Consider the following 25,194-nt stretch of genomic DNA (forward strand, 5'->3'; position numbering starts at 1 on the left):
GCGGAGGCGGGCTTGTAGCGCGAAGGCCTTCGTCAGTGCATGCGCATCGTCGGCGCGACGCACTTCCTCGAAGCGGAAACAGTGCTGGCCGTATTGGCGATGGCAAGACTTGCTGCGGCTCTTGTCGTTGATTTCACGCGCATTCCCTCGTCCATTGATGTCACGCAGTTGTAGCTGATGGCCGCTGCGTGCTCAACGAATCGCGGAACTTTTCTTTCTCAAAATGTTCGCGCGCGATAGGCCGAATGGCGTCATGGCATGCAACGCACGCCATGCAATACGAAGATGGTTCCGCCGCCGAAACACCTGCTCACGCAGATGACGGAAATCGGGTCGCCGCACTGTGACCCGACCACGACAGTACGAAGGTACAAGCCTTCGAAAAGCCTATGAAAGCTGTGAACCAGAGACTGTGTGCGCGCTGCGCGAGCGGTCGCGCAGCCACAGCATGAAGCCGCAGCCGAACACCACGACCTGCGTGCCGATCAGCAGCGCGAAGCCCGCGAAGAAACCGGAGGCCGACGAAGCCGCGGCCGTGGGGCCCGCACCTGCCCCATGCGACATCGCGCCGATCACGCCGCCCATCAGCGCGGGCATGAAGCCCGCGACGAGGCTGCCCACGCCGTTGGTCACGCCGAACGCACTGGCCGTGTGCTCGGGCCGCGAGCAGTACTGCACCGTGCTCGGAATGGCCGGGCTCTGCAGACCCCAGAAGAAGTTGGCCGCGACCAGGCAGCACGCCGCCACATACGGGTCACGCGCGTTGATGGCCATTAGCACCGACAGCGCCACGCCCACGCTCGCACCCATGAAGATGAAGGGCACGCGTTCGCGCCCCACCTTGTCGATGAGCACGCCGCCCACGAACACCGCGAGCACGGTGGCGTATTGCGGCAGCGATGCCAGCCAGCCCATCTCGCGCATCGAGAAGCCGCGCGCCTCGCGCAGGTAGGTCGGCAGCCAGTTGCTGCTGCCCCAGAGATAGGCCAGCGCGGCCGAGGTGAGCAGCGTGACCACGAACAGGTGCCGCGTCTGCAGCGCGCCCTTCACGATGCCGCCCACGCGCGCCATCGCTTCGCCGAACGAGGACGGCTTCACGCCGTCGGCATGCCCCGGCGGCATGCGCACGAAGGCCAGCACCAGCGGAATGCCCAGCACGATGTTGAGCACGCCGAGCACGTGAAACGAGCTGTCCCACGCGAACTGCGTGAGCAGCCAGCCGACCAGCGGATAGCCGATGGCAAGCCCCAGCCCCGTGCCCATGTTGACGAAGGCGTTGGGCTTGCCGTTCTCGTCGCTTCGGAAATGCGCCTTGATGTACGCGGAGGCCAGCGAGAAGAGCGGCCCCTCCGACACGCCCAGCAGCACGCGCGACGCCAGCAGCATGCCGTAGCTGTCGAACATCGGCGAGGCCCAGGTCACCACTCCCCAGAGGATCAGCCCGTAGACCAGGCTGCGCCGCACGCCGAAGAGCGCGGAGCAGAACGGCGTGAGCACGAAGGCAGACACGCCGTAGCCCAGCATGAAGGCCGTCGCCAGGAAGCCCTGGCTCACGCGATCGGTGGCCGCGAGGCCCACGTGGTTCAGGAAGGCCGCGTCGGTGATGAGCACCGCGATGTTGATGCGGTCCACGTAGGAGATGGCGACGATCACGAACAGCGTGATGACGCCGTACCAACGAAAGCTCTTGCCGCTGTTGTTGTTGCTGCTGCTCTGCATGGCCAGTCCTGCCGGGGTGAAGGTGATGAAGGCGTGCGCCTAGAACATGTGGCGCATGCCGAACTCGGTGCCGCTGGAGGCACGGTTCGGCGCGGTGATCGCGCCCGAGAGGGCCTGCGATGCACCGTTGCTGTTGCTGATGCGCGCGATGGTGGCGTACAGCGCCGTGCGCTTCGAAAGGTTGTGCACGTAGCCGATGGCCAGCTTCGACGAAGTGGGCTTCAGCACCGCGCCGGCCGGCTCCAGCCGGTAGCGCGCGTACGAGGCCTTGATCTCGCCGGGCCCGATGGGCAGCTGGAAGCCGACCAGAACGCCCTTGGCATCGGTCGTGCCCTTCGACTCCTTGTACAGCTCGCTCGTGAGCTTGAGGTTCATGAGCGAGGCGTCGAAGGTGTAGGAGGCACCGAGGTTGGTCACGCGCAGGTCGCCGCTTGCGTAACGCGTGCGGCCCGTGGCCAGCGCGATGTTGAGTCCGCCGCTCTGGTAGCCCAGGCGCGCGCCGGTGTGATCGCCGTCGTGCCTGTTCGACACACGCGTGCCGGGCAGCACCGAGTTCGAGTCGTTCTCGCCCATCGCGTACATCACCTGCCCGTAGAAGCCGCCGAGGTTGGCCGGCAGCAGGTAGCCGATGCTGTTCGACGCACGCGTGCCCGTGGGCGCGACGAGGCCGCCCAGGCCCGAGAAGTAGATCTGGTTCGCACCGATGCCGCCGCCCGTGCCGAAGGGATCGAAGATGGCGGTGTTCCAGAAGGCCGGCACGTAGTCGCGGCCCAGCCGCACTTCGCCGAAGGGACCGGCGAGGCTCACGGTGGAGCGGCGGTTGAAGCTCAGCACGCCCGCCGGGCCGTTGCCGCTGGCCTGGTTGTTGGTGTTCGACGGAAAGCCCTGCGCGCTGTCGTTCTGCAGGCCCATCTCGAGCCAGAAGTTGGCCGAGTAGCCGCCGCCCAGGTCTTCGGTGCCGCGAAAGCCGAGGCGGCTGAACATGTTGCCGCTGTTGGTCAGCTGCGTCTTGTGGGCCGAACCGGGGCCGCTGCCCTTGGTGTAGGTGACGGCCGCATCGACTACGCCGAAGAGCGTGAGGGAAGATTGGGCCAGCGCTCCGCCAGCCCCGCTGGCCGCAGCCAGCGCGATCAGGTACTTTTTCATTGATTTGTCTCGGTTGGTTTTCTTCTGTCGGCCTGGGGCCCTGTTCAGATGTCCAGCACCAGCCGCGCGCCCTTGCAGCGCGAGACGCAGATCATCATGGTCTTGTTCGACGCACGTTCGATCTTGGTGAGGATGCCGTCATGGTGGTCGACCTCGCCTTCGAGCACGGCCGTCTCGCAGGCGCCGCAGACGCCTTCCTTGCAGCTGTGGTCGGGGTTGAGGCCCGCGTCGATCAGGCTGTCGAGGATCGACTTGCCTGCCGGCACTTCCACGCTCTTTCCGCTCTTCGCGCACTCCACCACGCAGGCCTGCGCGGCGGCGCCTGCCTCCACCTGTACGGCGGCGAAGCGCTCGATGTGCGCGTTGGCATAGCCCAGTTGCTCGCAACCCTTCTCGAAGGCATCGAGCATCGGCGTGGGGCCGCAGCAGTAATAGTGGCTGGCGGCGCCCTTGCCCGACAGCAGCTCGACGAGGTTGGGCGGCGCACCCTTCTCGTCGTCGAAGTGCCAGGTGAGCTGCACCGACTTCTCCTTCGCCAATGCCTCGATGGCGTCGCAGAAGGCCGCTTCCTTTCGGGTACGGGCGCAATAGACGATCTCCACCGGCTTGCCGATGGCCACCAGCCGCTGCAGCATGCACCAGATGGGCGTGACGCCGATGCCGCCGGCCACGAGCACCGAGCGCTCGGCCCCCTCTTCCAGCCTGAAGTTGTTGCGCGGAGCCGAGATGGGCAGCGTCATGCCCACGCGCAGCTGCTGGTGCACGTAGCGCGAGCCGCCGCGGCTCTTGCGGTCGTTGAGCACGCCCACCACGTAGCGCTGGCGGTCGCTCGACGGGTTGCACAGCGAGTAGCTGCGCACCAGCCCGTTGGGCAGGTGCAGGTCGATGTGGGAGCCGGCCTCGAAGGCGGGGAAGTCCACCGTGGGCGTGGCCGGCCGGAATTCGACGCTCACGATGCCGTCGGCCTCGTAGCGCATGGTGTGCACCAGGGCGTTGAGCGTTGGAGAAGACATGGCGAAGCTCTCTCCCCTGTCAGGCAGCTACGGCGCTCGCACCGGCTTCCGCCAGCTGCGCCTGCGCCAGATTGCGCATGTGGCGGCGCAGGCGAACGATGCCCAGGTCGTGCTGGTACAGGTTCTCGTGCTGGTTGGCGTCGGCTTCCATCTCTTCGAGCATCACGCGGTCCTGCTCCAGCACGTGCCAGTGGCGCGCTTCCAGGCGGTTGCGGTACAGGAAGCGCCATGTGTCGCGCTGCCAGCCCGGCTCCAGCTTGCGCACGCGCCAGAAGAAGGTGGCCGTCATGCCCTTCACGATCGGCGAGAAGGCGCCGATGATGATGAAGTTGCCGCCGGGGCCGCCGGTCTTCGGATACGGGATCTCCAGGCGCATCCAGTGAATGCCCGTGTCGGCCCATTCGGTCCAGTCGAAGTTGACGTTGCGCTGGCCTTCCTTCTCGAACACGAAGCCGATGTCGGTCTGGCGGATGCCGAACTTGGCGCTCGAATCGCCCTCGGCCATGGAATGCGACTGCTTGTGCAGGTATGTGCCGTGCATCGGGTCCATCACGTTGTCGAGCACGTAGCGGTAGTCGCCCTTCCACTCGGTGTAGCAGAGGAAGCTGCTGTACTCTGCATCGTCGGTCAGCTGCTCGGGCAGCACCAGCGGCGGCGGCACGTCGACGGGCTCCTTCGAGTTGTAGATGAATACCGCGCCCGCGCGCTCCTGCACGTGAAAGTGCCGCGTGGCCTTCGAGCCTTCGAGCTTGCAGCCCGGGCTGCCGGGCACGCGGGTGACGACGCCGTCATGACGCACTTCGACGCCGTGGTAAGGGCACGAGAGCCGGTCGCCCAGCACCACGCCCTGCGACAGCGGCGCACCGCGGTGCGGGCAGCGGTCTTCCAGCGCATGCAGCACGCCTTCGCCGTCGCGCCACAGCGCGAGCTTGCGGCCGAGGCGGCGCAGGGAGATGGGGTTCTCCTTGATGAAGTGCGAGGGGCAGATGGGGTACCAGAGGTCCTTCAGGCCGATCTCGAGCAGGTGGTCGACCGGATCAGCGGGAACGGGTTGGATGGCGATGGTCATGATGTTCGTTCCTCTCAGGCCGCCAGCGCGGCCATCTCCTTGCGATACAGCTCCTCGGTCCACTGCTGGCCGCCCGGCGTGGCGAGGCCGCTGTCGTTCAGGCGCTGCACCAGACCCGACAGGTCGTGGATGCCGTCCGCAAAGGCGCGCTCGATCACGTCGCCCAGCAGGTCTTCGTAGGTGGTCGCGGGGCGCCGGCGCGCCTGGTGCGGTTGCAGGTAGCGGTCTTGGGTTTGCATCGTGTGCCTCCGTGGGGCGGAATGAATTGAAGAATCAGGCGGCGGCCGCCATGGCCGGGGTTGCGAGCGGCGCGGCCCAGGCGTCGTAGCCGTAGACCCAGTCGGCGTTGCCGCCTTCGCGCAGCCAGTTGTTGCCGCGCGAGCCGAGCTGCACCTGGCTGGCGCGCTCGATGCGCGCCGTCTCGAAGCCCTGCAGCGCGGCAGGCACGTCGGCCATCGCCACGCCTTCGAGATGGCGCGACAGCACCACCGCGTCTTCGATGGCCATGCCGGCGCCCTGCGCCATGAAAGGCAGCATGGGATGCGCGGCATCGCCCAGCAGCGCCATGCGGCCCTTGGTCCAGGCGGGCATCGGGTCGCGCTCGTACAGCGCGGTCTTGAGCACCGTGTCGCAGGCGTCGAGCAAGGCGCGCTCCTCGGGGTGGTAGGCCACGTACTGCTCGCGCAGTTCGTCGACGCTGCCCGGCGCGGTCCACGACTCGAGGTGCCAGCTGTCCTGCGGCGTGGTCGCGAAGATGAAGACGTCCTTGCCCCGGTTCAGCGGGAAGGTGACGATCTGGCTCTGCGGATTGGGCCCCCACCACTTGGTGAAGGCGCCCAGGTTGGGCACGCCAGCCACGCGCTCGGCAGGCACCACGGCGCGGTAGGCCACGATGCCGGTGAAGCGCGGGCTTTCGGCGCCGAACATCGCGGTACGCACGCACGAGTGGATGCCGTCGGCTCCGATCAGCGCGCCGAAGCGGGCGCTGGTGCCGTCGGAGAAGGAGATGCTCACGCCCTTGTCGTCCGGCGCGATGGTCTCGGCTCGCTTGCCGAGCGCCACCTGCTCCGCCGGGAACATGTCGGCCAGCGCCGCCAGCAGGTCGGCACGGTGGATGGTGAGCTGCGGTGCGCCGTAGCGCTGCTCGGCGGTGTCGGCCATTTCAAGGCGCGAAGTCTCTTCGCCGGTGTCGTAGGTGCGGCTGATGCGGTGCGACGGACGGGCCGCCGTCACGCGGGCCGCCTCGCCCACGCCGAGGCCGTCGAGCGCGCGCACGGCGTTGGGCGTGAGGTTGATGTCCGCGCCGACGCGGGCGAACTGCTTCGCCTGCTCGAACACGATCACGTCGTGGCCCGCGCGCCGCAGCGCAATGGCCGCGACGAGGCCGCCGATGCCCGCGCCGACGATGCCGATGGTGGATTCGCTGGTGGTCTTCATGAGTCTGTCCCCTCGTGCCTGCGCCGGCTTACTCGGCAACGATGTTGCGGGCCTTGATGATCTTTGCCCACACGGCCGTCTCGTCGCGGATGTAGGCGGCGAACTCGGCGGGCTTCATGGCCGCGTCGGTCATGCCCTGCAGCTTCAGGCGCTCGCGCACGTCGGGCTTCGACAGCATCTCGGCCGCGTCCCTGGCGAGCTGCTCGACCACGGCGGGCGGCGTGCCCTTGGGCGCCATCAGGCCGTACCACGAGGTCACGGTCACGCCCTGGATGCCCTGCTCCGCCAGCGTCGGGATATCCGGCGCCGCCGCGCTGCGCTTGGCCTCGGTCACGCCGATGGCGACCAGCTTGCCGTTCTTCAAAAAGGGCAGCGTCGCCGGCAGGTTGCTGAACATCAGCGGCACCGAGCCGCCCAGCACGTCGTTGAGCGCGGGCGCCGTGCCCTTGTAGGGCACGTGCAGCATGTCGATGCCGGCCTGCTGCTTGAAGAGCTCGCCCGCCAGGTGCAGGCCGCTGCCCACGCCGGGCGAGGCATACGACAACGTGCCTGGCTTGGCCTTGGCCTGAGCCACCAGGTCCTTCGCGTTCTTGATGCCCGAGGCCGGCGACGCGACCAGCACGTTGGGCGCCTTCGCGAGCATGGTGACCGGCACGAAGTCCTTCGCCATGTCGAAGGGGAAGTTGGGCATCAGCGTCGGGTTGATGGTGACGTTGCCCGCCGGAATCACCAGCAGCGTGTGGCCATCGCCCTTGGCGCGCTTGACCTTCTCCATGCCGATGTTGCCGGCCGCGCCGACCTGGTTGTCTACCACCGCCGCCTGGCCGTAGCGCTTGGCGAGGCCATCGGAGAGCACGCGAGCCAGCGTGTCGACCGGACCGCCGGGCGGGAACGGCGAGATGATGGTGAAGCGCTCGCTCGAGAGCTGCTTCTGGGCCTCGCTCTGCTGCGCATGCACCGGCGCGGCGAGAGTGAAGGCCGCGAGCGCGGCGAACAGGACGGAGAAGGAGAAACGTCGTTGCATGTCGGTCGGGTGAGTCATTTCTTTTCGGTCAGGAAGGCACCCTTGGGGCCTTCCGCGTTCTTCTGGCGGCGCGTGTTGCCATCGAGGCCGCCGTCCACCGCCCATTCGGCGAAGACCGTGGGGCCCGGCTCGAACTCGCGCGGCTGCCAGTCGGCGGTGAGCTGGTCTTCGTCGGCGTAGTACTCGATGAGGCCGCCCGCCGGGTTCTTGAAGTACCAGAAGTACGCCGACGACACCGGGTGGCGGCCCGGGCCGAGCTGCGTTTCCCAGCCGCAGCGCGAGAAGTGCAGCCCGCCGCCGAACACCTCGTGGATGTCGCGCACGGTGAAGGCCACGTGGTTCAGCCCGCGCTTGCCCGAAGGAATCTGCAGCAGGAACAGGTCGTGGTGGCCGCCCTCGGCCGCGCAGCGCATGAATGCGCCGCGGTTCGGATAGCTGTCGGAGCCCACGAAGCCGAAGCGTTCGGCATAGAAGGCACTGGTGGCCTTCACGTCGCTCACGAAGAACACGACGTGGCCGACCTCGATGGGCGTGGCGCGTTCGTAGATGGGCGCGGGCTGGTTGATGCGCAGCTTCGCGTTCCAGGTGTTCATGGCGCCGCAGTCGACCTGCACCGCATGCTTGCGGCTGACCTGCAGGCGCACGGCCAGGCCGTTCGGGTCGATGCAGCCGATGCGGCGCGCGCCGTCCACCGCGGTGTCGAAGAAGGCCGGATCCTGCGCGATGGCGGCGGCGTAGCGGTCGAGGTCCGCGTCGCTCTCCACGCCCCACACCACTTCGCGCAGCGTCGGGCCCTCTTCCATCGCGGGCGGCAAGCCGGGCTTGTCCAGCGCGGCCACCACGACCTTGCAGCCGTTGAGGCACTCGAAGACGAGTTCGTCGGCGGCCTCCGACTTCAGCGAAAGGCCCCAGTCCTGGAAGAACTGGCGGCATGCGGGCAGGTCGTCCGCGCCGTAGGTGATCTGGTCGATGCCAAGTACGCTCATGGTGCGGTCCTCTTCAGTTCGCCCACGGGAGCGGTTGTTCATTGGTGCCCCAGTACATGCTCTTCTGCTCCATGTACTGGAAGATGCCTTCGCGGCCCTTCTCGCGGCCCAGGCCGCTGTCGCGCCAGCCGCCGAAGGGCGTGGACACGGAGAACTGCTTGTAGGTGTTGACCCAGACCGTGCCGGCCTGCACCGCGCGGCCCAGCTTCCAGGCGCGCTTGAAGTCGCGGCTCCACACGCCCGCCGCCAGCGCGTAGACGCTGTCGTTGGCCTGCACGATCAGCTCTTCCTCGCTGTCGAAGGGCATGGCGACGAGCACCGGGCCGAAGATTTCCTCCTGGCTGATGCGGGCGCTGTTGTCCAGCCCTTCGATGATGGTCGGCTTGTAGAAGTAGCCCCGGTCATAGCCGTCGCCATGCGGGCGTACGCCGCCCGTGCGAATCCGGCCGCCCTCGGACACGCCGAGGTCCACGTAGCGCTCGATGCCCTCGCGATGCTTCGCGGTGATGAGCGGCCCCATCTGCGTGCGCTCCGAAGCCGGATCGCCCACGCGCAGCGCGTTGGCGCCTTCGGCCAGCCGCGTGAGGAACTCGTCGTAGATGCCGCGCGCCACGAACAGGCGCGAGCCCGCGATGCACGACTCGCCCGACGAGCTGAAGATGCCGTAGAGCACGCCGTTCACCGCGTGGTCGAGGTCGGCATCGTCGAGCACCATGGTCGGCGACTTGCCGCCGAGCTCCAGCGACACCGGCATCATCTTGTCGGCCGCGATGTGGGCGATGTGCTTGCCGGTGGTCGTGCCGCCGGTGAACGACACGCGCTTGACCAGCGGATGCTTGGTGATCGCATCGCCGATCACCGAGCCCCTGCCCGGCAGCACGCTGACGATGCCCTTGGGCACGCCGGCCTTCTCGCAGATGCGCGCCAGTTCCAGCGCCATCAAAGGCGTGACCTCGGCGGGCTTGACCACCACCGCATTGCCGGCGGCCAGCGCGGGCGCCAGCTTCTGCGCCTCGCTGGCGATGGGCGAGTTCCACGGCGTGATGGCAGCGACCACACCCATGGGCTCGTGCACGCTCATGGTGACGAAGGCGCCGCGCGACGGCGTGATGGTTTCCTCCAGAGTCTCCAGCGCGGCGGCGAAGAACTGGAAGGTGCCGGCGGCGCTGGCCACGAGGTTGCGGGTTTCGTTGATGGGCTTGCCGTTGTCCAGGCGCTGCTTCTGCGCGAGCGATTCGCTCTCTTCGCGGATCAGCTGCGCCACGCGATGCAGCACGGCCGCGCGCTCGTGCGGCAGGCGCTGCGCCCAGCCGCTGGTGCGGAATGCGCGGTCGGCGCCGGCAATGGCTTCCTCGACATCGGCAAGGCTCGCAGCGCGCAGGCGCGCGATGGGCTCGCCGGTGGCCGGGTAGAGGCTTTCGTAGACGTCGCCGCCGCCCAGGCGCCATTCGCCGGCGATGCAGATCGGAAGGAGTTCGGAGGAGATCATGGGAAACAGCGGGTTCAGATGGCGAGCGCGGCCACGCGATTGCGCAGCGCACGCACTGCGCTGTACACGGTCAGCGCGGATGTCTTGGGGTTGGCCGCGAGCGGCTTGTTGCGCATGGTCAGCTCGAAGCTGCCGAAGGCGCCTTCGGCTTCGACGGTGTGCACGTTCTCGGCGGTAGCCGGGTCGGCGATGAGGCGAACCATCGTGCGGTCGAGCCCCAGGCCCGCGAGCGAGACGGTGGCCGCGACGTTGGCGTTCTTCGGATAGAGCAAGGCCGCTTCTCGCGCGCTGCCTTCGAAGATCACGGTCTCCTGCGCCAGCGCGCCGAGGTCGCGGCCCTGTTCGGCCGGCGTGCCCTTCCAGGCCTGCGGCGGCTTGCGGCCGGTGTAGCGCACGCTGTCGAGGCCGCCGATGCGGGCGGCGGCGAGCGCGTCGATGGCGCCGATGGCGCCCGGAATCAGCTGCACCTGCGTCTTGCCGGCGATGGCCGCGGCTTCGAGCTTCTCGGCGAAGCCGGCAGCCGACAGCGCGCCGACCGAGGCGACCACGCAGGGCGTGCCGCGTGCCAGCGCGGGCAGCACATGCTGCTCGATGGCGGCATGGCCGGCGGTCTCGACCACGAGGTCGATGCCGGCTGAAGGCAAGGCGCTGCCCACCTGCGCGTCGGGTGCCGCCTTCTGCGCGGCGGCAACGGCGTCGGCGGGCACGACGACAGCCACCACCTTCAGGGCGGGATCGCCGCGGAGCAGTTCGAGCACCGAGGTGCCGATGGCTCCGCAGCCGACGAGTGCGATGCGCGTGGGGCTAGACATGGAACGGGCTTCGCTCACTTGCCGGCCGTGCCGAGAGCCGGGATCTGCGTGACCGTGTTGGTCGGCGGGCCGGCGAAGGTGGTCTTGAAGCTGCCGATGGAGAGCATGTCGATCTCCAGCAGGAACGGACCTTCGGTCGCCAGCGCCTCGCCCAGGCGGGCGGGCAGGTCCGACAGGTCCTGCACGCGGGCATGCGGCAGCGCGATCGACTTGCACAGCAGGTCGTAGTCGGGCGTGTGCAGCTCGGCATAGCACTGGCGGCCGCCGTACTGCGCGTCCTGGATGTTCTTGATGACGCCGTAGCTCTTGTCGTTCATGAGCACGATCACCATGGGCGCCTTCTCCTGCACCATGCAGGCCAGCTCGCCCAGGTTCAGGATGAAGCCGCCGTCGCCGGCCAGGCAGAAGGTCTTGCGGCCCGAGCCGGTCACCGCCGCGCCGATGGCCGCGCCGATGGCCATCGGCATGCCCTGGCCGATGCCGCCGCCCGTGGCGTGCACGCCGGCGCTCGGTTCGAAGACGCGCAGCTCGCGATTGCCCCAGGTGCTGTTGGAGACGGTCACGTCCCGCACCCAGTTGAAGTTGCGACCGGCCGCCGACTGGAGCTGGCGCACGAGTTCGGCGTACGGGCCGAGGCCGTCGCGCAGCGCCGCTACCGCCTGGTCGTGCGCGGCGCGCAGGTCGACCAGCAGTTGCGGGTCGGCCTTGTACCCGGCGGCTTCGAGGCGGTCGGCCAGGCCTTCGAGGGCCAGCGCGGAATCGCCGCAGACGAAGGCTTCGGACGCGTAGCAGCGGCCTTCGGCGGCGGCGTCGGCGTCGATGCGGTACAGCGGCCGGGGCAGCTTCAGTTCGTACTTGAGCGTCTCGTTGCCGCGCAGGCGCGAACCGACCACGAGCATCGCGTCGCAGGTCTGGTACAGGGCTTCGACCGGCTTCTGGATGTTGTAGGCACCGAGCGAACCGGCGTCGTCCTCGGGCACCGTGCCGCGGCCCTGCGTCGTGGTGACGACGCCGAAGCCGAGCTTCTGCAGGCGCTGGATGGCGGCGCGGGCGTGGCGGGCACCGCCGCCGACCCACAGCATCGGGCGGCGGGCAACGGCGAGGCGCGCGGCCAGCGCGTCGAGCGCGGCGGCGGACGGCACCGGGCGCTCGATGGGCAGCGGCGACAGGTCGGCCGGCATCGTGGTCAGCGCCGACTGGATGTCGATCGGGATCTCGACGCTGACCGGGCCGGTCGGCGCGGTCAGCGCGAGCTGCACCGCGCGCTTGAGCGTGCCGAGCACCGTTTCGACGCTGCGCACGCGCAGCGCGGCCTTCGACACGGCCTTGAGCATCGTGAGCTGGTCGGGCGCCTCGTGGATGTACGACATGCCCTTGTCGAGGTACGGCGTCTCGATCTGCCCGGTGATGTGCAGCAGCGGCGCGCCGGCCGTCAGGGCCTCGACCATGCTGCCCGCGATGTTGCCCGCGGCAGGCCCCGTGCTGGTGATGCACACGCCCAGGCTGGCGGTGGAGCGCGCGTAGGCGTCGGCCATGTTGCCCGCGCCGGCCTCGCCACGCGCCGAGATGAAACGCACCGTGCCGCGCTGCGCGAAGGCATCGAGGATCGGCATGTTGTGGATCGAGATCACGCCGAAGGCCGCCTTGACGCCGCACTGTTCGAGAAAGGCGGCGACGACGGCGCCGACGGTGACGGTGTTGTTGGGGTTATGCATGGCGTGACAGGCCTCCGGAGATGTCGATGTGGCTGCCCGTCGTGTACGACGCGAGGGGCGAAGCGAGGAAAAGGATCGCGCGCGCGGCTTCGGATGGAAGCCCCAGGCGACCCAGCGGGATGTGCTTGTTCTTCGCGAGCTGGCCGCTCCATGCGGCCCAGTCGAGCGACTTGTCTTCGCGCGCCTCGAAGCGGCGGCGCCACTGGCCCGACTCCACGAGTCCGATCAGGATGCCGTTGACGCGCACGCCCTGCGGCGCGAATTCGGTGGCCATGGAGCGCACGAGGTTCAGCAGGCCGGCGCGCGCGGCCGAGGTGGCGACCATGTGCGGCTCGGGCTGGCGAGCCAGCAGCGAGTTGGCGCAGACGATGGAGGCATCTCCCAGTACGGTGCGCTGCGCGGCAAGCTGCGGCAGGAAGGCGCGCGTCGGGTTGATGACGGAGAAGAACTTCAGGTTGAGCTCCTCGGTCCAGGCCTTGTCGTCGGTGTCGGCGAAGGTGGAGACACGGCCCTGCCCCGCGTTGTTGACCAGCATCGAGGCCGGGCCGAGCGCGGCTTCGCTGGCGGCGGCGAAGGAGCGGACCGAGGCGGCGTCGAGCACGTCGCAGGGCTGGGCGAAAAGATTCGCGTCCGGGAACTGCGTGCGCAGGCCGGCCACGGCGCCGTCGAGCCGTTCGGCATTGCGGCCGCACAGCGCGACCGCGGCGCCGCAGCCGAGCAGCAGCTCGACGGTGGCCAGGCCGATGCCCGACGAACCGCCCGTGACCACGGCCACGCGGCCGGCCAGCGCATCGGCGGCGAAGAAGGAAGGAAGAGCTTGGGTTGTCATGGTCCCGGGGTCATGCGGAGCGAAGCGGCACCACGTTGGCGGTGCGCGCGGGCGAGTAATTGAGCAGGCCGGAGATCTCGTCGGCCGTGACGCGCACGCGCTGCACCATCTCGTCGATTCGGCTTTCCTCGATGTGGCTGGCGGTGACGGTGGCGCCCAGTGCAGCCACGATGTGGCCGCTGTGGTCGCGCACCGGCGCGGCGATGCTGGAGATGTTCGATTCGAAGAAGCCCTCGCCCAGCACGTAGCCGCGCTGGCGGTCGGCCTGCACCATGTCGAAAAGTTCGTTCACGGTCTTGGGCGTGCTCGGCGAGAAGGTCTCGAGCTTTTCCTCGGGGTAGAGGGCGCGCAGCTGCGGCAGCGTGAGGTCTTCGAGCAGGATGCGGCCCAGCACCGTGGCATGGGCCGGCAGCCGCGTTCCCACGGTGACCGAGCTCGCGAAGGGCGTGGGCGGCGCCACCTTGGCGACGTAGACGATGGAGCGGCCGTCGCGCACCACCAGGTTGCAGGGCGTGCGCAGCTCGTCGCACAGGCGGTTGAGCAGCGGCGTGCCGAGCTGGGTGAGTTCCAGCGAAGCGAGGTATTCGAAGCCCAGGCGCAGCACGGCCAGGCCCAGGCGGTAGTCGCGCCCGCCCTCGGCGCGCTCGAGGAAGCCCATGTTCTCCAGCGTGGTGAGCAGGCGGAAGACGGTGGAGCGCGGCAGGTCGAAGCGGCGCGCCAGCTCGGGCGCCGAGAGCGTGCGGCTTTCGCGGCTGAACTCGCACAGCACGCGCAGTCCGCGCTCCAGCGCGGGTACGTTGTAGCGGTCGGCGCCCTCTTCCATCGCTTCGTTGCCGTCGTTGTTGTTAGCCATGCCTGTGGTTCCTTCTCGGATGTCTCTGTGTGGGTTGCGGTCAGCCGGCGAGCGATTCGCGCAGCAGCTTGGCGACGGCCTGCGGTTGCTCCACATAGCCGGCGTGCCCCGCATCGTCCACCAATTCGAGCCGCACTCCGCACTTGCGCGCGACTTCCTCGCAGGCAGCCGGAGGCGTGACCACGTCGAGCGCGCCGCAGGCCACGCGCACCGGCATGGGCGGCGGCAGGTCCGACAGCAGGTCTGCGTTGCACAGCAGCTCGATGGCCTGGCGGTAGCCGCGGTCGTTCAGCCGGGCCATGTTCCAGCGCACCCACTGGCGGGCGTGGTCGGTGGCCCTGTCGGAAACCAGCCGGCCGGAGCGCTTCGCGGCCATGCCGGCGATGCCGAGTTCGTCGAGCGTGGCGAGGCGCTCGGTGCGGACCTTGGCGCGGGCTTCCGCGCGGGCCGGCGCGCCGTATCCGATGGCCGGGCTGACGAGCACGAGGCGGCGAATTCGAGAATCGCCGCGCGCGGCCGACGCTGCGGTGATGGCACCGAGCGAATGGCCGACCAGCACGCACGAGTCGATTTCCAGCGCATCGAGCAAGGCGCCCAGGCGTGCCGCGTAATCGGCGGCGGCCGGCGAGTCGGCCTCGAGCGGCGTCGATGCGCCATAGCCCGGAGCGTCCCACGCGATCACGCGGGCCAGCGGTGCGAGCAACGCGGCGGTGTCGATCCACGACGCAGCGCCCGAGCCGATGCCGTGAAGGCACACGATGGCCGGGCCCTGCCCGCATTCGCGCACCGACACCACGGCGCCGCCGCCGACCGCGACATCGCGGGCCGGAAAGCGGGCGTCGAGCCGTGCCAGCTCGGAGGCCGGCAGGGTCAGTGCATCGGATGCGGCGGCGTCGATCATGGCCTGCCCGTTCAGCGCTTGATCTTGGCCAGCGGGTGATCGGCCGGATAGGTCGGCGTCACCGGCTTCTTCGCGCCGAGCATCACGCACATCAGCGCGTCCTCGTCGCCGATGTTGATCTCCTCGCGGTACACGCCGGGCGGCACCGAGATCAGGTCGCGGTCGGTCATGATGGTCTCGAAGCGCTCGCCGTCCTTCTCGATCACCACCTTGAGCTTGCCGCGGATCAGGAAGAACACTTCCTCCACGTCGGTATGCAGGTGCGGCGGGCCTTCGTGGCCGGCGGGGATAACCATGGTCGAGAAGGTGAAGTGCTCGGCGGGCACAGTGTTGACGTCCTTCGCGACGCCGGTGCCGCCGGTGCCCACGTAGCGCATCTGCGCGCGGCGGAACTTGGGGTCGAAGTCGGCCTGGAACTTCAACGCGTCCCAGTCGTACTTGCGGGTTTCGTAGCGCGCGATGCGGGTGTTCATCCACTCCGCGAGGCTGCTGCCTTCGGGCTGCGCCAGGCTGCTGGCGGCGGTTTCGTTGATCTTCTGCTGTTCGGACAGATCGCTCATCGGGTTCACTCCTTGGTCGGAAAAATCGGGGCGTGCTTTCAGTGCATCGCGAAGCCGCCGTTGACGGCCAGCAACTGGCCCGTCACGAAGCGCGCGAGGCCGGAAAGCAGGAAGACGGTGGCGCCGCACACGTCGGCGGCCTGCTGCTCGCGCGGAATGGCGCGGCCTTCGAGGTATTTCTGGTGGCGCGCCATCGGCACGTATTCAGTGGCTTCCACCAGCGTGAGGCCGGGCGCCACGGCGTTGACGGTGATGTTGTCGCCGCCCCATTCACGCGCCAGCGAGCGCGTCATGGAAATGACGGCGCCCTTGCTCGACGCATAGGCCAGCAGGTTGGGCGCACCCCACAGGGCGGTGTCGGAGGCGAGGTTGACGATCGAGCCTCGGCCGCTCTCGGCCAGCGCGGCGCGGCAGGCCCGGCCCATGAGCCAGCTGCCGCGCACGTTGACGTTCATCACGCAGTCCCACATGTCGATCTCGAGCTGGTGCGCGTCCTTGCCGCCCGAGTTGGTGATGGCCGCGTTGTTGACGAGCCCGTCGAGGCCGCCAAGCAGGCGGATCGCCTCGTCGGCGCAGGCCACGATCGAATCTGGATTCGACAGGTCGACCGGCAGCGCGTGGGCAGTGCGGCCGGCGTCACGCAGGGCCTTCGCCTCGGTCTCGGCCAGCTCGCCGAGGATATCGGCCAGCACCACGCTCGCGCCCGCCGCGGCGATGCATTGGGCGAAGGCGAGGCCCAGGCCGCGCGCGCCGCCGGTCACGAGCACGCGGCGGCCGGCCAGCAGGTTGGCGGGCAGTTCGGCCAGCAGCGCCTGCAGGCTGGACGGGTCGGCGATGGCTTTGAGTTCGGTCATGAGAGTGAGGTGCGTGGATCGGTCGTGCGGGTCAGTCGGCCTGGATGCCGAGCTCCTTGATGACCTTGCCGAAGCGCGCGTAGTCGGCGGCATTGGTCTTGCCGAGCACGTCGGCGTCGCCGCCCACGGGCGTGGTGCCGAGCACGGCCATGCGCGAGACGATCTCGGGCATCTTCAGGATCTCGTTGAAGTGGCCGTTGAGCGTCTTCACGATCTCGGGCGGCAGGTTGCGCGGGCCCCAGAGGCCGTTCCAGGCGGTCACCTCGACGTCCTTGAAGCCCTGCTCGGCCAGCGTCGGCACGCTGGGCGCGAGCGGCGAGCGCTGGGCCGAGGCCACGGCCAGCGGGCGCAGCTTGCCGTTGGCGAGGTACGGCGCCACGGGGCCCAGCGTGATGAAGGTGACGGGCACATGGCCGCCCAGCACGTCGTTGATGGCCGGCGCCACGCCCTTGTAGGGCACATGCGCGAGGCTGGCGCCCGAGGCGCGGGCGAACATCTCGCCCAGGATGTGCATCGGCGAGCCGCTGCCCGGGCTCGCGTAGCTCAGCGACTTGCCGCCCTTGCCGGCCGCCACGGCGTCCTTCAGCCCGGCGAAGCCGCTGTTGCCGCCGGCCACCAGGAACAGCGGCTGGCTGCCCGTCTGCACGATGGGCGTGAAGCCGTTCAGCACGTCGTAGCCCGAGCCGTTGGTCTTCAGCACCAGCTGCGCGATCGAGAAGGTGCTGGGCGCGAGCAGCAGCGTGTAGCCGTCGGGCGTGGCTTTCGACACGTAGGCGCTGCCGATGATGCCGCTGGCGCCGGGACGGTTGTCGACCACCACGGGCTGGCCGACGCGCGTCGACAGCTTCTCGGCGAAGAGCCGTGCCAGCGCGTCGGTGTCGCCACCGGCCGGATAGGCAACGACCAGCGTGATCGGCTTGGCTGGGTAGCTGTCGGCTGCCCAGGCGAGTCCGGAGGCGCAAGCGGCGGCCATGGAAATGGCAGCGGCGATGGCATGGCGGCGTGTCTGTTTCATCGTGTCCGTATGATCGAGGTTTGTTTCACTAAAGAAACAACGATTTATTAATGGAACGCCACGAAGAATATCGAAGAAGACAACTTCATGACTAAGGGAAAACCCGAATCCTTGTGTCACAACGAAAACAGGGCGGCCTTTTCGGGGCCGCCCTGTGTTGGCGTCGAGGGGCAGGGGCGAAGCGTCAGCCGCCGTAGCGCGCCACGGTGAGGCCTTCCATGTCGATCGCGGGCGCCCTGCCCCCGATCAGGTCGGCCATCACGCGACCGGTGCCCGCCGCCATGGTCCAGCCGAGGGTGCCGTGGCCGGTGCTCAGCAGCAGGTTGGGAACGCGGGTGGCGCCGATCACCGGCGTGCCGTCGGGTGTCATGGGCCGCAGTCCGGTCCAGAAGGAGGCGTCGCGCACGTTGCCGCCTCGCGGGAAGAGATCGGTCACGACATGCTCGAGCGTGTCGCGCCGGCGCTCGTTGAGCCGCAGGTCGAAGCCCGAGAGCTGCGCGGTTCCGCCCACGCGGATGCGGTCGCCCAGGCGCGTGACCGCGACCTTGAAGGTCTCGTCCATCACCGTCGATTCGGGCGCCCCGCCGGCATCTGTGATCGGCACGGTGATCGAGAAGCCCTTGACCGGGTAGACCGGCAGCCGGATGCCCAGCGGCCTGACCAGCGCCGGCGAGTAGCTGCCGAGCGCGACCACGTAGCGCTCCGCGGTGAAGCTGCCGGCGTCGGTGCGCACGGCCGTCACGCCCTTGACCGCATCGTGCTCGAGAGCCTGGATGTTCACGCCGAACCGGAACTTCACGCCCTCGGCTTCAGCCAGCTTCGCCAGCGCCTGCGTGAACTTGAAGCAGTCGCCGGTCTCGTCGCCCGGCAACCGCAGGCCGCCGACGAACTTTTCCTTCACCGCCGCGAGCGCGGGTTCGTACTGCACGCAGCCTTCGCGGTCGAGCAGCTGGTAGGGCACGCCGGAGGCCTGGAGCACTTCGACGTCCTTCGAGGTGCCGTCGAGTTGCTGCTGCGTGCGAAAGAGCTGCAGCGTGCCCTGCATGCGCTCGTCGTAGGCGATGCCGGTGTCGGCGCGCAGCGCCTTCAGGCAATCGCGGCTGTATTCGGCAAGCCGCACCATACGGCTCTTGTTGATCTCGTAGCGCGCCTGCGTGCAGTTGCGCAGCATCGCGAGCCCCCAGCGCCACATGGCCGGATCGAGCATGGGCTTGATGACCAGCGGGCTGTGCTGCATCAGCATCCACTTGATGGCCTTGACCGGCACGCCGGGCCCGGCCCACGGCGCCGAGTAGCCGGGCGAGACCTCTCCCGCATTGCCGAAGCTGGTTTCGAGCGCGGGCGCCGGCTGGCGCTCCAGCACCGTCACCTCGTGCCCGGCGCGTGCCAGGTAGTACGCGATCGAGGTGCCGATGACGCCGCTGCCGAGAATCAGGACCTGCATGAGAACAACCCCTTGAAAGCTGCTGCGATGCTACCGAGTGCACATGCAAGCAATACCGGTGAATCCGCTGAGTTCGGATTGCTCCGGGTTGCAAGACGCACTATCGGATTCGCAGCACAACGAGCCATGCAGCAATCGCGCCAAGCAGCGCGCAGGGCAGGATCAATATCCAAAAATTGTGACCACAAACCAGCGAATCCGAAATTCCGGGAAGTGAGCAAACCAACATTGGAAGCAGCCAGCCTCCAATAACCAGGGAGCCGATCACCAGGGCTATCTTGAATAGTGCATGCATGGCGTGCGAGGCGCTGGTTGCATTGATCCGGGCGGCAGTCCGATGCTGATGTGGGAGCTTCAATCGGTGCGTTGCACCCTGCCGCTCACCTTATCGGGGAGCGCTTTGCGCCTACGCAGAACGAGTCGCCAGACCAACTCGTAACACACAGTATTGACGGCTACGGCAGCAGCCCATCCCGGTACGCCAGTCAACCAGTTGGAAACAATGACCAAGATGCCGGGACAAACCAGCACGACAAGAATGCCGGCCGCCGAATGAGCAAGGGCAAAGCTGTAGAACTCGACCAGGTAAATGGCCAAGCCAGACAGTGCAAGCAGGAAGAGCGGACGCATCAACGACATTCGCACCCCGAGAGAGCAATCGATGCATCGTGCCACCAGCCCCTGTGCGCTGGCAAGGCTCTCAGCCGGACGCTACAGGCCCAGCGCGTCCTGCAATTGCCGTGCCGTCCAGCGCTTCGGCTGTTGCGGCCAGGCCTCGAGCAGCGCGACCATGCGCGCATTGCGCGGTGCGCTCAGGCCGTGCTCCTGCGCGAGGCGTACCACCTCGCCGCTGAGCGCGTCGATCTCGGTGCGGCGGCCGAGCGCAAGGTCGTCGGCCATGCTGGAGCGAGCCTTGGCGTCGATGCGCAGCATGCGCGCGGCGACGATGCGGAAGATCCAGTCGGGCAGCCGCAGCAGGCTCACCAGCCGATGCGCGGGCACAGCCGCCACCTGCGCCGGCGCGATGCCGGCCACGTTGAGGATGCCCAGCGCCTCGTCGATCAGCGACGCGAAGCAGCGGCGGTAGCCGCGCTGCATCAGCTCCTCGCGCAGGGGCAGGCCCGAAAGCGCGTTGACGGGGTTGTTGAGGTTGAGCATCAGCTTGCCCCACTGCACCGGCAGCAGGTCGGCATGCAGGTCGAGCGGCACGCCGGCACGCTCGAAGACGGGAAGCCAGGGGCGCAGCGCCGCGTCGTCCTCGGCGGCCAGCCGGCCGGGAGTGCCGCGATGGAAGGCGCCCGGGCCGATCTCGGCCACGTTGTAGGGCACCATGCCCGCCAGCACGTTCAGCGAAGGGCCGGTCTGGGCGGCAGCGGCGCAGTTGGAGATGCCGTTCTGCAACGAGATCACCGCGGTACCTGCCGGCAGCGCGAAGGCCAGCTCGCCCGCCGCCTCGGCGGTGGCGCCGCTCTTCACGCACAGCAGCACCAGCGAGGGCCTGGCGCCGACGGGAACCTGTCCGCTGAGCCGCAGCCTGTCGGCAGGAAGGCTGCGCGTGGCGCCGTCGATGTCGGTGAGCGTCAGGCCATGCTTCGCGAGCTTCTCGAGCACGCGCGGACGGCCGACGAAGGTGACGGGCACGCCGGCGGCCGCGAGGCTTCCGCCGATGAAGCAGCCGATGGTGCCCGCCCCCATCACGAGCACTTCACCGGGGATTGCTTCTGGCATGAGTGAAGTGCTTGTTCCGGGTGTATGCCTGCCTGTCAGGCGCGGTCCGCGACCCAGGCCTGGACCGACTGCAGCGCGGCCGGGAGGCCCGCCGCATTGGTGCCGCCGGCCATGGCCATGTCGGCCTTGCCGCCGCCCTTGCCGCCGACCTGCTGGGCCACGAAGTTGACCAGCTCGCCGGCCTTGACCTTGCCCGTGCTGTCGGCCGTGACGCCGGCAGCGATCTGCACCTTTTCGCCGTCGACGGCTGCCAGCACGATGGCGGCGGTCTTGAGCTTGTCCTTGAGCTTGTCCATGGTCTCGCGCAGCGTCTTGGCATCGGCGCCGTCGAGCTTGGCCGCCAGCACCTTGATGCCCTTGACGTCCACGGCCTGCGACACGAGCTCGTCGCCCTGCGACGAAGCGAGCTTGCCCTTGAGCGCGCCTACTTCGCGTTCGAGCGCCCTCACCTGCTCCAGCACCTGCGAGAGCCGGCTCTGCAACTCAGCCGCCGGCGACTTGAGCGTGGCGGCCGCGCTCTGCACGGTCGATTCGAGGTCCTGCAGGTACGACAGCGCGTTGGCGCCGGTGACGGCTTCGACACGGCGCACGCCGGCGGCCACGCCGCCTTCGCTGACGATCTTGAAGAGGCCGATGTCGCCCGTGCGGCCCACGTGGGTGCCGCCGCACAGTTCGCGGCTGGTGCCGATGTCGAGCACGCGCACGGTCTCGCCGTACTTCTCGCCGAACAGCATCATCGCGCCGGTCTTCTGGGCCGACTCCATGTCCATCACGCGGGCGTGCGTCTCGGTGTTGGCGAGGATCTCGGCGTTCACGCGCTTTTCGATCTCGAGGATCTGCTCGTGCGTGACGGGTGCGTTGTGCGCGAAGTCGAAGCGCGTCTTGTCGGCATCGACCAGCGAGCCCTTCTGCTGCACGTGGCCGCCCAATACTTCGCGCAAGGCCTTGTGCATCAGGTGGGTGACCGAGTGGTTGCGCATGGTGGCGGCGCGGCGCGCGGTGTCGACCGCGGCCTTGACCGAATCGCCGACCTTCAGCGTGCCCTGGGTCTGGGTGCCGTGGTGGCCGAACACGTCGGCCTTGATCTTCTGCGTGTCTTCCACTCCGAACTGCACGCCCTCGGCCACGAGCACGCCCTGGTCGCCGACCTGGCCGCCGCTTTCCGAATAGAAGGGCGTGGTGTCTAGCACGACGATGCCCGGCTGGCCTTCCTTGAGTTCCTGCACGGCGGCACCTTCGAAGTACAGCGCGACGACCTTGGCGCTTTCCTCGAGGTGGTCGTAGCCGGTGAAGGTGTTGCCCGCGCCGGCGTATTCGACGTTGCGGTCCATCTTGAACTTGCCGGCTGCACGGCCCGCGGCCTTCTGCTTTTCCATGGCGGCGTTGAAGCCGGCCTCGTCGACGCTCACGCCGCGCTCGCGGCAAACGTCGGCCGACAGGTCGAGCGGGAAGCCGTAGGTGTCGTGCAGCTTGAAGGCCACGTCGCCCGGCAGCACCTTGGCGTCGCCAGCCAGGGCCGCGTCGAGGATTTCCATGCCGTTGGCCAGCGTCTCGAAGAAGCGCTCTTCTTCGGCCTTCAGCGTGTCGGTGATGCGCTTCTCGTCGGCCACGAGCTTGGGGTAGGCCTCGCCCATGAGCTTCACGAGATCGGGCACCAGCTTGTGGAAGAAGGGCTTCTTCTGTCCCAGCTTGTAGCCGTGGCGGATGGCGCGACGGATGATGCGGCGCTGCACGTAGCCGCGGCCTTCGTTCGACGGGATCACGCCGTCGGCCACTAGGAACGAGGTGGCGCGGATGTGGTCGGCGATCACCTTGAGCGAGTTGTTCGACAGGTCCTGCGTGCCCGTCTCGCGGCCGGCAGCCTTGATGAGCGCGTCGAAAATGTCGATCTCGTAATTGCTGTGCACGTGCTGCAGGATGGCAGCCAGGCGCTCCAGGCCCATGCCGGTGTCGACGCAGGGCGCGGGCAGCTTGACCACGCTGCCGTCGGGCTGCATGTCGAACTGCATGAACACATGGTTCCAGATCTCGATGAAGCGGTCGCCGTCTTCCTCGGGGCTGCCCGGGGGGCCGCCGGGGATGTGCGGGCCGTGGTCGTAGAAGATCTCGGAGCACGGGCCGCACGGGCCGGTGTCGGCCATCATCCAGAAGTTGTCGGACTTGTACTTGCCGCCCTTGTTGTCGCCGATGCGGATCACGCGCTCGGGAGGCAGGCCGATTTCCTTGGTCCAGATGTCGTAGGCCTCGTCGTCCTCGTGGTAGACGGTGGCCAGCAGCTTCTCAGCCGGTAGCTTGTAGACCTCGGTCAGCAGCTCCCAGCCCCACTTCAGCGATTCGCGCTTGAAGTAGTCGCCGAAGCTCCAGTTGCCCAGCATCTCGAAGAAGGTGTGGTGGCGGGCTGTATAGCCCACGTTCTCGAGGTCGTTGTGCTTGCCGCCGGCGCGCAGGCAGGCCTGGACGGAGGCCGCGCGCTTGTAGGGACGCTTGTCGGTGCCCAGGAACACGTCCTTGAACTGCACCATGCCCGAATTGGTGAACATCAGCGTCGGGTCGTTGCCCGGCACGAGCGGGCTCGACGCCACTGCCGTGTGGCCCTTGGAAGCGAAGAAATCGATAAAGGTCTTGCGGATGTCCGCGACCGTGAATGTGGGCTGGCTCATCTTTGGATTCGTCTTCTGCCGTCGAGGGCGGCGCGGCGATGGCGACCCTCATGTCGAACCCACTGCGGCGAACCGGCCTAACTGCTTGATTTGCTTGAACAAACGATTATAGGTTTGGCCATGCCGCCCGCGCCGGCCGGGGCCTCCCGGAAGACGACACGATCCGGACTCCACGGCTAATATGTGTCCTGGCGCAAAAAACGAGAACCAAACACGGTCTGCGCCATCCGTACTTGTACGGACAAAAAAATCAAGGAGTTCGCATGGCAAGCCAAGATGCCGAACGGCACTGGACGATCGAAGACCTGGATTTCTCGCGCATCGCGCTCGACAAGGTTCGCCCCGACGAGAACCTCTTCTACCTGGTGACCTCGGCCTCCTTCATCGAGAGCGGCTCGGACCTCTACACGCACAACCTGGTGAACTTCTTCCAGGGCGACGACGAGGTCACCGAATGGCTCTCGCAGCACTGGGAACTCGAAGAACTCCAGCACGGCAGGGCCCTGCGTGCCTACGTTCGCCACGTATGGCCGGAGTTCGACTGGGATACCGCCTACCAGAACTTCCTCAAGGAATACGCGACCTACTGCAAGGTCGAACTGCTCGCCCCGACCCGCGGCCTCGAAATGACTGCCCGCTGCGTAGTCGAGACCGGCACCGCAACCTACTACCGCGCCATGGCCCGCAGCACCAACGAGCCGGTGCTTCAAGACCTGGCGACCCGCATCGCGACCGACGAGGTCAACCACTACAAGCACTTCTACCGCTACTACCGACGCTACCGCGAGCAGGAGAAGCTGGGTCGCCTGCGCGTGATGGGCACGATCGGCCGGCGCACGCTCGAGCTCAAGAGCGAGGACGCCGACTGCGCGATCCGCCACGTGGTGCAGACCCGCTCGCCTGATCGCGCCAGCGACACGGCCTACGTGCAGCAACTGAGTGCCGACATGAACAGCACCATCCGGACCAACCTGAGCGCCGGCACCACGCTCAAGATGCTGATGCGCCCCCTCGAGTTGCCGGCGAAGGTGCAGACGGTGATCCAGTACCCGATCAGGCAGTTCATGCAGCACGTGTTCCTGCGCTGACCATCGCCCTCCCCGTGCACGCGTCGCCTTGGTGGGCACGGGGGCAGCAACGCGACAAACCGGAACGCTGATTCCATTTCGCACAACAGGTGCTTGGCTAATATTTGCGGTTACACATTCTTTCTAAACAGAGAGACAAGGCCTGAGACCTTCGGACAAGCGCCTTCGCGCTCCTGGCAAGTCGGCTCGCAGCCTTGTTGCATGCGCGTCCGATGTTCGATCACAAAGCCAACCGCGAGCAGCTCTACACCGTCCGACTGGAGGGCGCCAGCCTTTCGATACGGGACCTGATGGAGGTGCGCTTCACCTTCCTGCGGCTGCTCGAGGAGCGCATCGGCACTTCGTCAAGACTGGTGAAGTGCCATCGGGCGTGGATGAACCAGCTCGAATCCGGCATCGAATCGATGAGCGACACGCAGATCGCCAACGCCAGGCTCTGGCGCGAAGCCTGGGAGCATGCGAGCGGGATCGCGACTCCGCTCCTGAGCCAGCCGCACAGCACCACCTTCCGGTTCGAGCTCTTCTGAGCTCTTCCAACGAAGAGCGCCTGGAGCGACGCAAAAAAAACCCAGCGCAAGGCTGGGTTGAACCTCTTGAGTGCTGTCACGCACAGAGAACTCGCACTTCAAAGCGAGCACACAAAATCTAGGGCTTCATGCGCCGCCGTCTTGTCGGACGGGACCGACACTTCGGATCGACGTTGCTCGCGGCCCTCTCGTACAGCCACGGCGACCCGGCAAAAACTGCCAAATAGTTCACGTTTTAATAAGTGTCCTACGGCGACTACCTGTTTCCGGCTGACATCGGCTTCCCAGGCGACCACCGACCATAGCGACGCTGTCACGCAACAGG

The 25,194-nt window shown here is 67.7% G+C and carries 24 protein-coding genes; 3 read left to right on the forward strand and 21 right to left on the reverse strand.

Features of this window, described 5'->3' with window-relative positions; translation table 11 throughout:
* Nucleotides 1-39 precede the first annotated feature (39 nt).
* Complete coding sequence (locus BMY35_RS38785) at nucleotides 40-174, forward strand: hypothetical protein (protein WP_256228536.1); 135 nt, start codon at nucleotides 40-42, stop codon at nucleotides 172-174.
* A 213-nt stretch (nucleotides 175-387) separates the two neighbouring features.
* On the opposite strand, the gene BMY35_RS15615 is transcribed toward BMY35_RS38785, so the two are convergent.
* From BMY35_RS15615 to alaS, 21 genes are all read right to left on the reverse strand, one after another.
* Nucleotides 388-1,719: an MFS transporter gene (locus BMY35_RS15615; RefSeq protein ID WP_093200579.1), complete on the reverse strand. Its 1,332-nt coding sequence runs from the start codon at nucleotides 1,717-1,719 to the stop codon at nucleotides 388-390.
* A 39-nt stretch (nucleotides 1,720-1,758) separates the two neighbouring features.
* Nucleotides 1,759-2,865 carry a porin gene (locus tag BMY35_RS15620; protein ID WP_093200582.1) on the reverse strand — a complete coding sequence of 369 codons (1,107 nt, stop codon included), beginning with the start codon at nucleotides 2,863-2,865 and terminating at the stop codon, nucleotides 1,759-1,761.
* A 44-nt stretch (nucleotides 2,866-2,909) separates the two neighbouring features.
* Nucleotides 2,910-3,878, reverse strand: a complete 969-nt coding sequence (locus BMY35_RS15625; RefSeq protein ID WP_093200584.1) for a PDR/VanB family oxidoreductase — start codon at nucleotides 3,876-3,878, stop codon at nucleotides 2,910-2,912.
* A 19-nt stretch (nucleotides 3,879-3,897) separates the two neighbouring features.
* Nucleotides 3,898-4,947, reverse strand: coding sequence for an aromatic ring-hydroxylating oxygenase subunit alpha (locus tag BMY35_RS15630; RefSeq protein WP_093200587.1), 1,050 nt, complete (start codon nucleotides 4,945-4,947; stop codon nucleotides 3,898-3,900).
* A 14-nt stretch (nucleotides 4,948-4,961) separates the two neighbouring features.
* Entirely contained in the window at nucleotides 4,962-5,186 is a 225-nt protein-coding gene (locus BMY35_RS15635; protein ID WP_093200589.1) for a recombinase-like helix-turn-helix domain-containing protein, read from the reverse strand.
* A gap of 34 nt (nucleotides 5,187-5,220) precedes the next feature.
* On the reverse strand, nucleotides 5,221-6,384 hold the full coding sequence (locus BMY35_RS15640; protein ID WP_093200592.1) for an FAD-dependent monooxygenase: 1,164 nt from the start codon (nucleotides 6,382-6,384) through the stop codon (nucleotides 5,221-5,223).
* A gap of 28 nt (nucleotides 6,385-6,412) precedes the next feature.
* The gene (locus BMY35_RS15645; RefSeq protein ID WP_093200595.1) at nucleotides 6,413-7,408 is read right to left on the reverse strand and encodes a Bug family tripartite tricarboxylate transporter substrate binding protein; all 996 of its coding nucleotides are present in this window, start codon (nucleotides 7,406-7,408) and stop codon (nucleotides 6,413-6,415) included.
* Between the two features lie 14 nt (nucleotides 7,409-7,422).
* Nucleotides 7,423-8,394: a VOC family protein gene (locus BMY35_RS15650; RefSeq protein WP_093200598.1), complete on the reverse strand. Its 972-nt coding sequence runs from the start codon at nucleotides 8,392-8,394 to the stop codon at nucleotides 7,423-7,425.
* Between the two features lie 13 nt (nucleotides 8,395-8,407).
* A complete protein-coding gene (locus BMY35_RS15655; protein ID WP_093200601.1) occupies nucleotides 8,408-9,883 on the reverse strand; it encodes an aldehyde dehydrogenase in 1,476 nt (491 codons plus the stop codon).
* 14 nt (nucleotides 9,884-9,897) lie between these two features.
* Nucleotides 9,898-10,695 carry an aspartate dehydrogenase gene (locus BMY35_RS15660; RefSeq protein ID WP_093200603.1) on the reverse strand — a complete coding sequence of 266 codons (798 nt, stop codon included), beginning with the start codon at nucleotides 10,693-10,695 and terminating at the stop codon, nucleotides 9,898-9,900.
* Nucleotides 10,696-10,709: 14 nt separating this feature from the next.
* Nucleotides 10,710-12,410 (reverse strand): thiamine pyrophosphate-binding protein, encoded by a 1,701-nt coding sequence (locus BMY35_RS15665; RefSeq protein ID WP_093200606.1) that lies wholly within the window; start codon nucleotides 12,408-12,410, stop codon nucleotides 10,710-10,712.
* A complete protein-coding gene (locus BMY35_RS15670) occupies nucleotides 12,403-13,239 on the reverse strand; it encodes an SDR family oxidoreductase (protein ID WP_093200608.1) in 837 nt (278 codons plus the stop codon). Before BMY35_RS15670 ends, BMY35_RS15665 begins: the two co-directional genes overlap by 8 nt.
* 10 nt (nucleotides 13,240-13,249) lie before the next feature.
* Nucleotides 13,250-14,092, reverse strand: coding sequence for an IclR family transcriptional regulator (locus BMY35_RS15675; RefSeq protein ID WP_093200611.1), 843 nt, complete (start codon nucleotides 14,090-14,092; stop codon nucleotides 13,250-13,252).
* Nucleotides 14,093-14,132: 40 nt separating this feature from the next.
* The gene (locus tag BMY35_RS15680) at nucleotides 14,133-14,993 is read right to left on the reverse strand and encodes an alpha/beta fold hydrolase (protein WP_093200613.1); all 861 of its coding nucleotides are present in this window, start codon (nucleotides 14,991-14,993) and stop codon (nucleotides 14,133-14,135) included.
* Between the two features lie 11 nt (nucleotides 14,994-15,004).
* Nucleotides 15,005-15,553, reverse strand: coding sequence for a cupin domain-containing protein (locus BMY35_RS15685; protein ID WP_093200616.1), 549 nt, complete (start codon nucleotides 15,551-15,553; stop codon nucleotides 15,005-15,007).
* Nucleotides 15,554-15,591: 38 nt separating this feature from the next.
* Entirely contained in the window at nucleotides 15,592-16,407 is an 816-nt protein-coding gene (locus tag BMY35_RS15690; protein ID WP_093200619.1) for an SDR family oxidoreductase, read from the reverse strand.
* 31 nt (nucleotides 16,408-16,438) lie between these two features.
* Entirely contained in the window at nucleotides 16,439-17,422 is a 984-nt protein-coding gene (locus BMY35_RS15695) for a Bug family tripartite tricarboxylate transporter substrate binding protein (protein WP_093200621.1), read from the reverse strand.
* Between the two features lie 184 nt (nucleotides 17,423-17,606).
* Nucleotides 17,607-18,866, reverse strand: coding sequence for a D-amino acid dehydrogenase (locus BMY35_RS15700; protein WP_093200624.1), 1,260 nt, complete (start codon nucleotides 18,864-18,866; stop codon nucleotides 17,607-17,609).
* A 354-nt stretch (nucleotides 18,867-19,220) separates the two neighbouring features.
* Complete coding sequence (locus tag BMY35_RS15705; RefSeq protein ID WP_143080691.1) at nucleotides 19,221-19,496, reverse strand: hypothetical protein; 276 nt, start codon at nucleotides 19,494-19,496, stop codon at nucleotides 19,221-19,223.
* A gap of 81 nt (nucleotides 19,497-19,577) precedes the next feature.
* Nucleotides 19,578-20,594 (reverse strand): 2-dehydropantoate 2-reductase, encoded by a 1,017-nt coding sequence (locus BMY35_RS15710; RefSeq protein WP_093200629.1) that lies wholly within the window; start codon nucleotides 20,592-20,594, stop codon nucleotides 19,578-19,580.
* Nucleotides 20,595-20,629: 35 nt separating this feature from the next.
* The gene (gene alaS, locus BMY35_RS15715) at nucleotides 20,630-23,254 is read right to left on the reverse strand and encodes an alanine--tRNA ligase (RefSeq protein ID WP_093200631.1); all 2,625 of its coding nucleotides are present in this window, start codon (nucleotides 23,252-23,254) and stop codon (nucleotides 20,630-20,632) included.
* Between the two features lie 263 nt (nucleotides 23,255-23,517).
* On the opposite strand from alaS, the gene BMY35_RS15720 reads away from it, so the two are divergent.
* Nucleotides 23,518-24,342, forward strand: a complete 825-nt coding sequence (locus BMY35_RS15720) for a ferritin-like domain-containing protein (RefSeq protein ID WP_093200634.1) — start codon at nucleotides 23,518-23,520, stop codon at nucleotides 24,340-24,342.
* 212 nt (nucleotides 24,343-24,554) lie between these two features.
* Nucleotides 24,555-24,869 carry a hypothetical protein gene (locus BMY35_RS15725; protein ID WP_093200636.1) on the forward strand — a complete coding sequence of 105 codons (315 nt, stop codon included), beginning with the start codon at nucleotides 24,555-24,557 and terminating at the stop codon, nucleotides 24,867-24,869.
* The last annotated feature ends 325 nt before the right edge of the window (nucleotides 24,870-25,194 follow it).

This window comes from Variovorax sp. YR750 (assembly GCF_900109805.1).
Classification (GTDB): Bacteria; Pseudomonadota; Gammaproteobacteria; order Burkholderiales; family Burkholderiaceae_C; genus Variovorax; species Variovorax gossypii.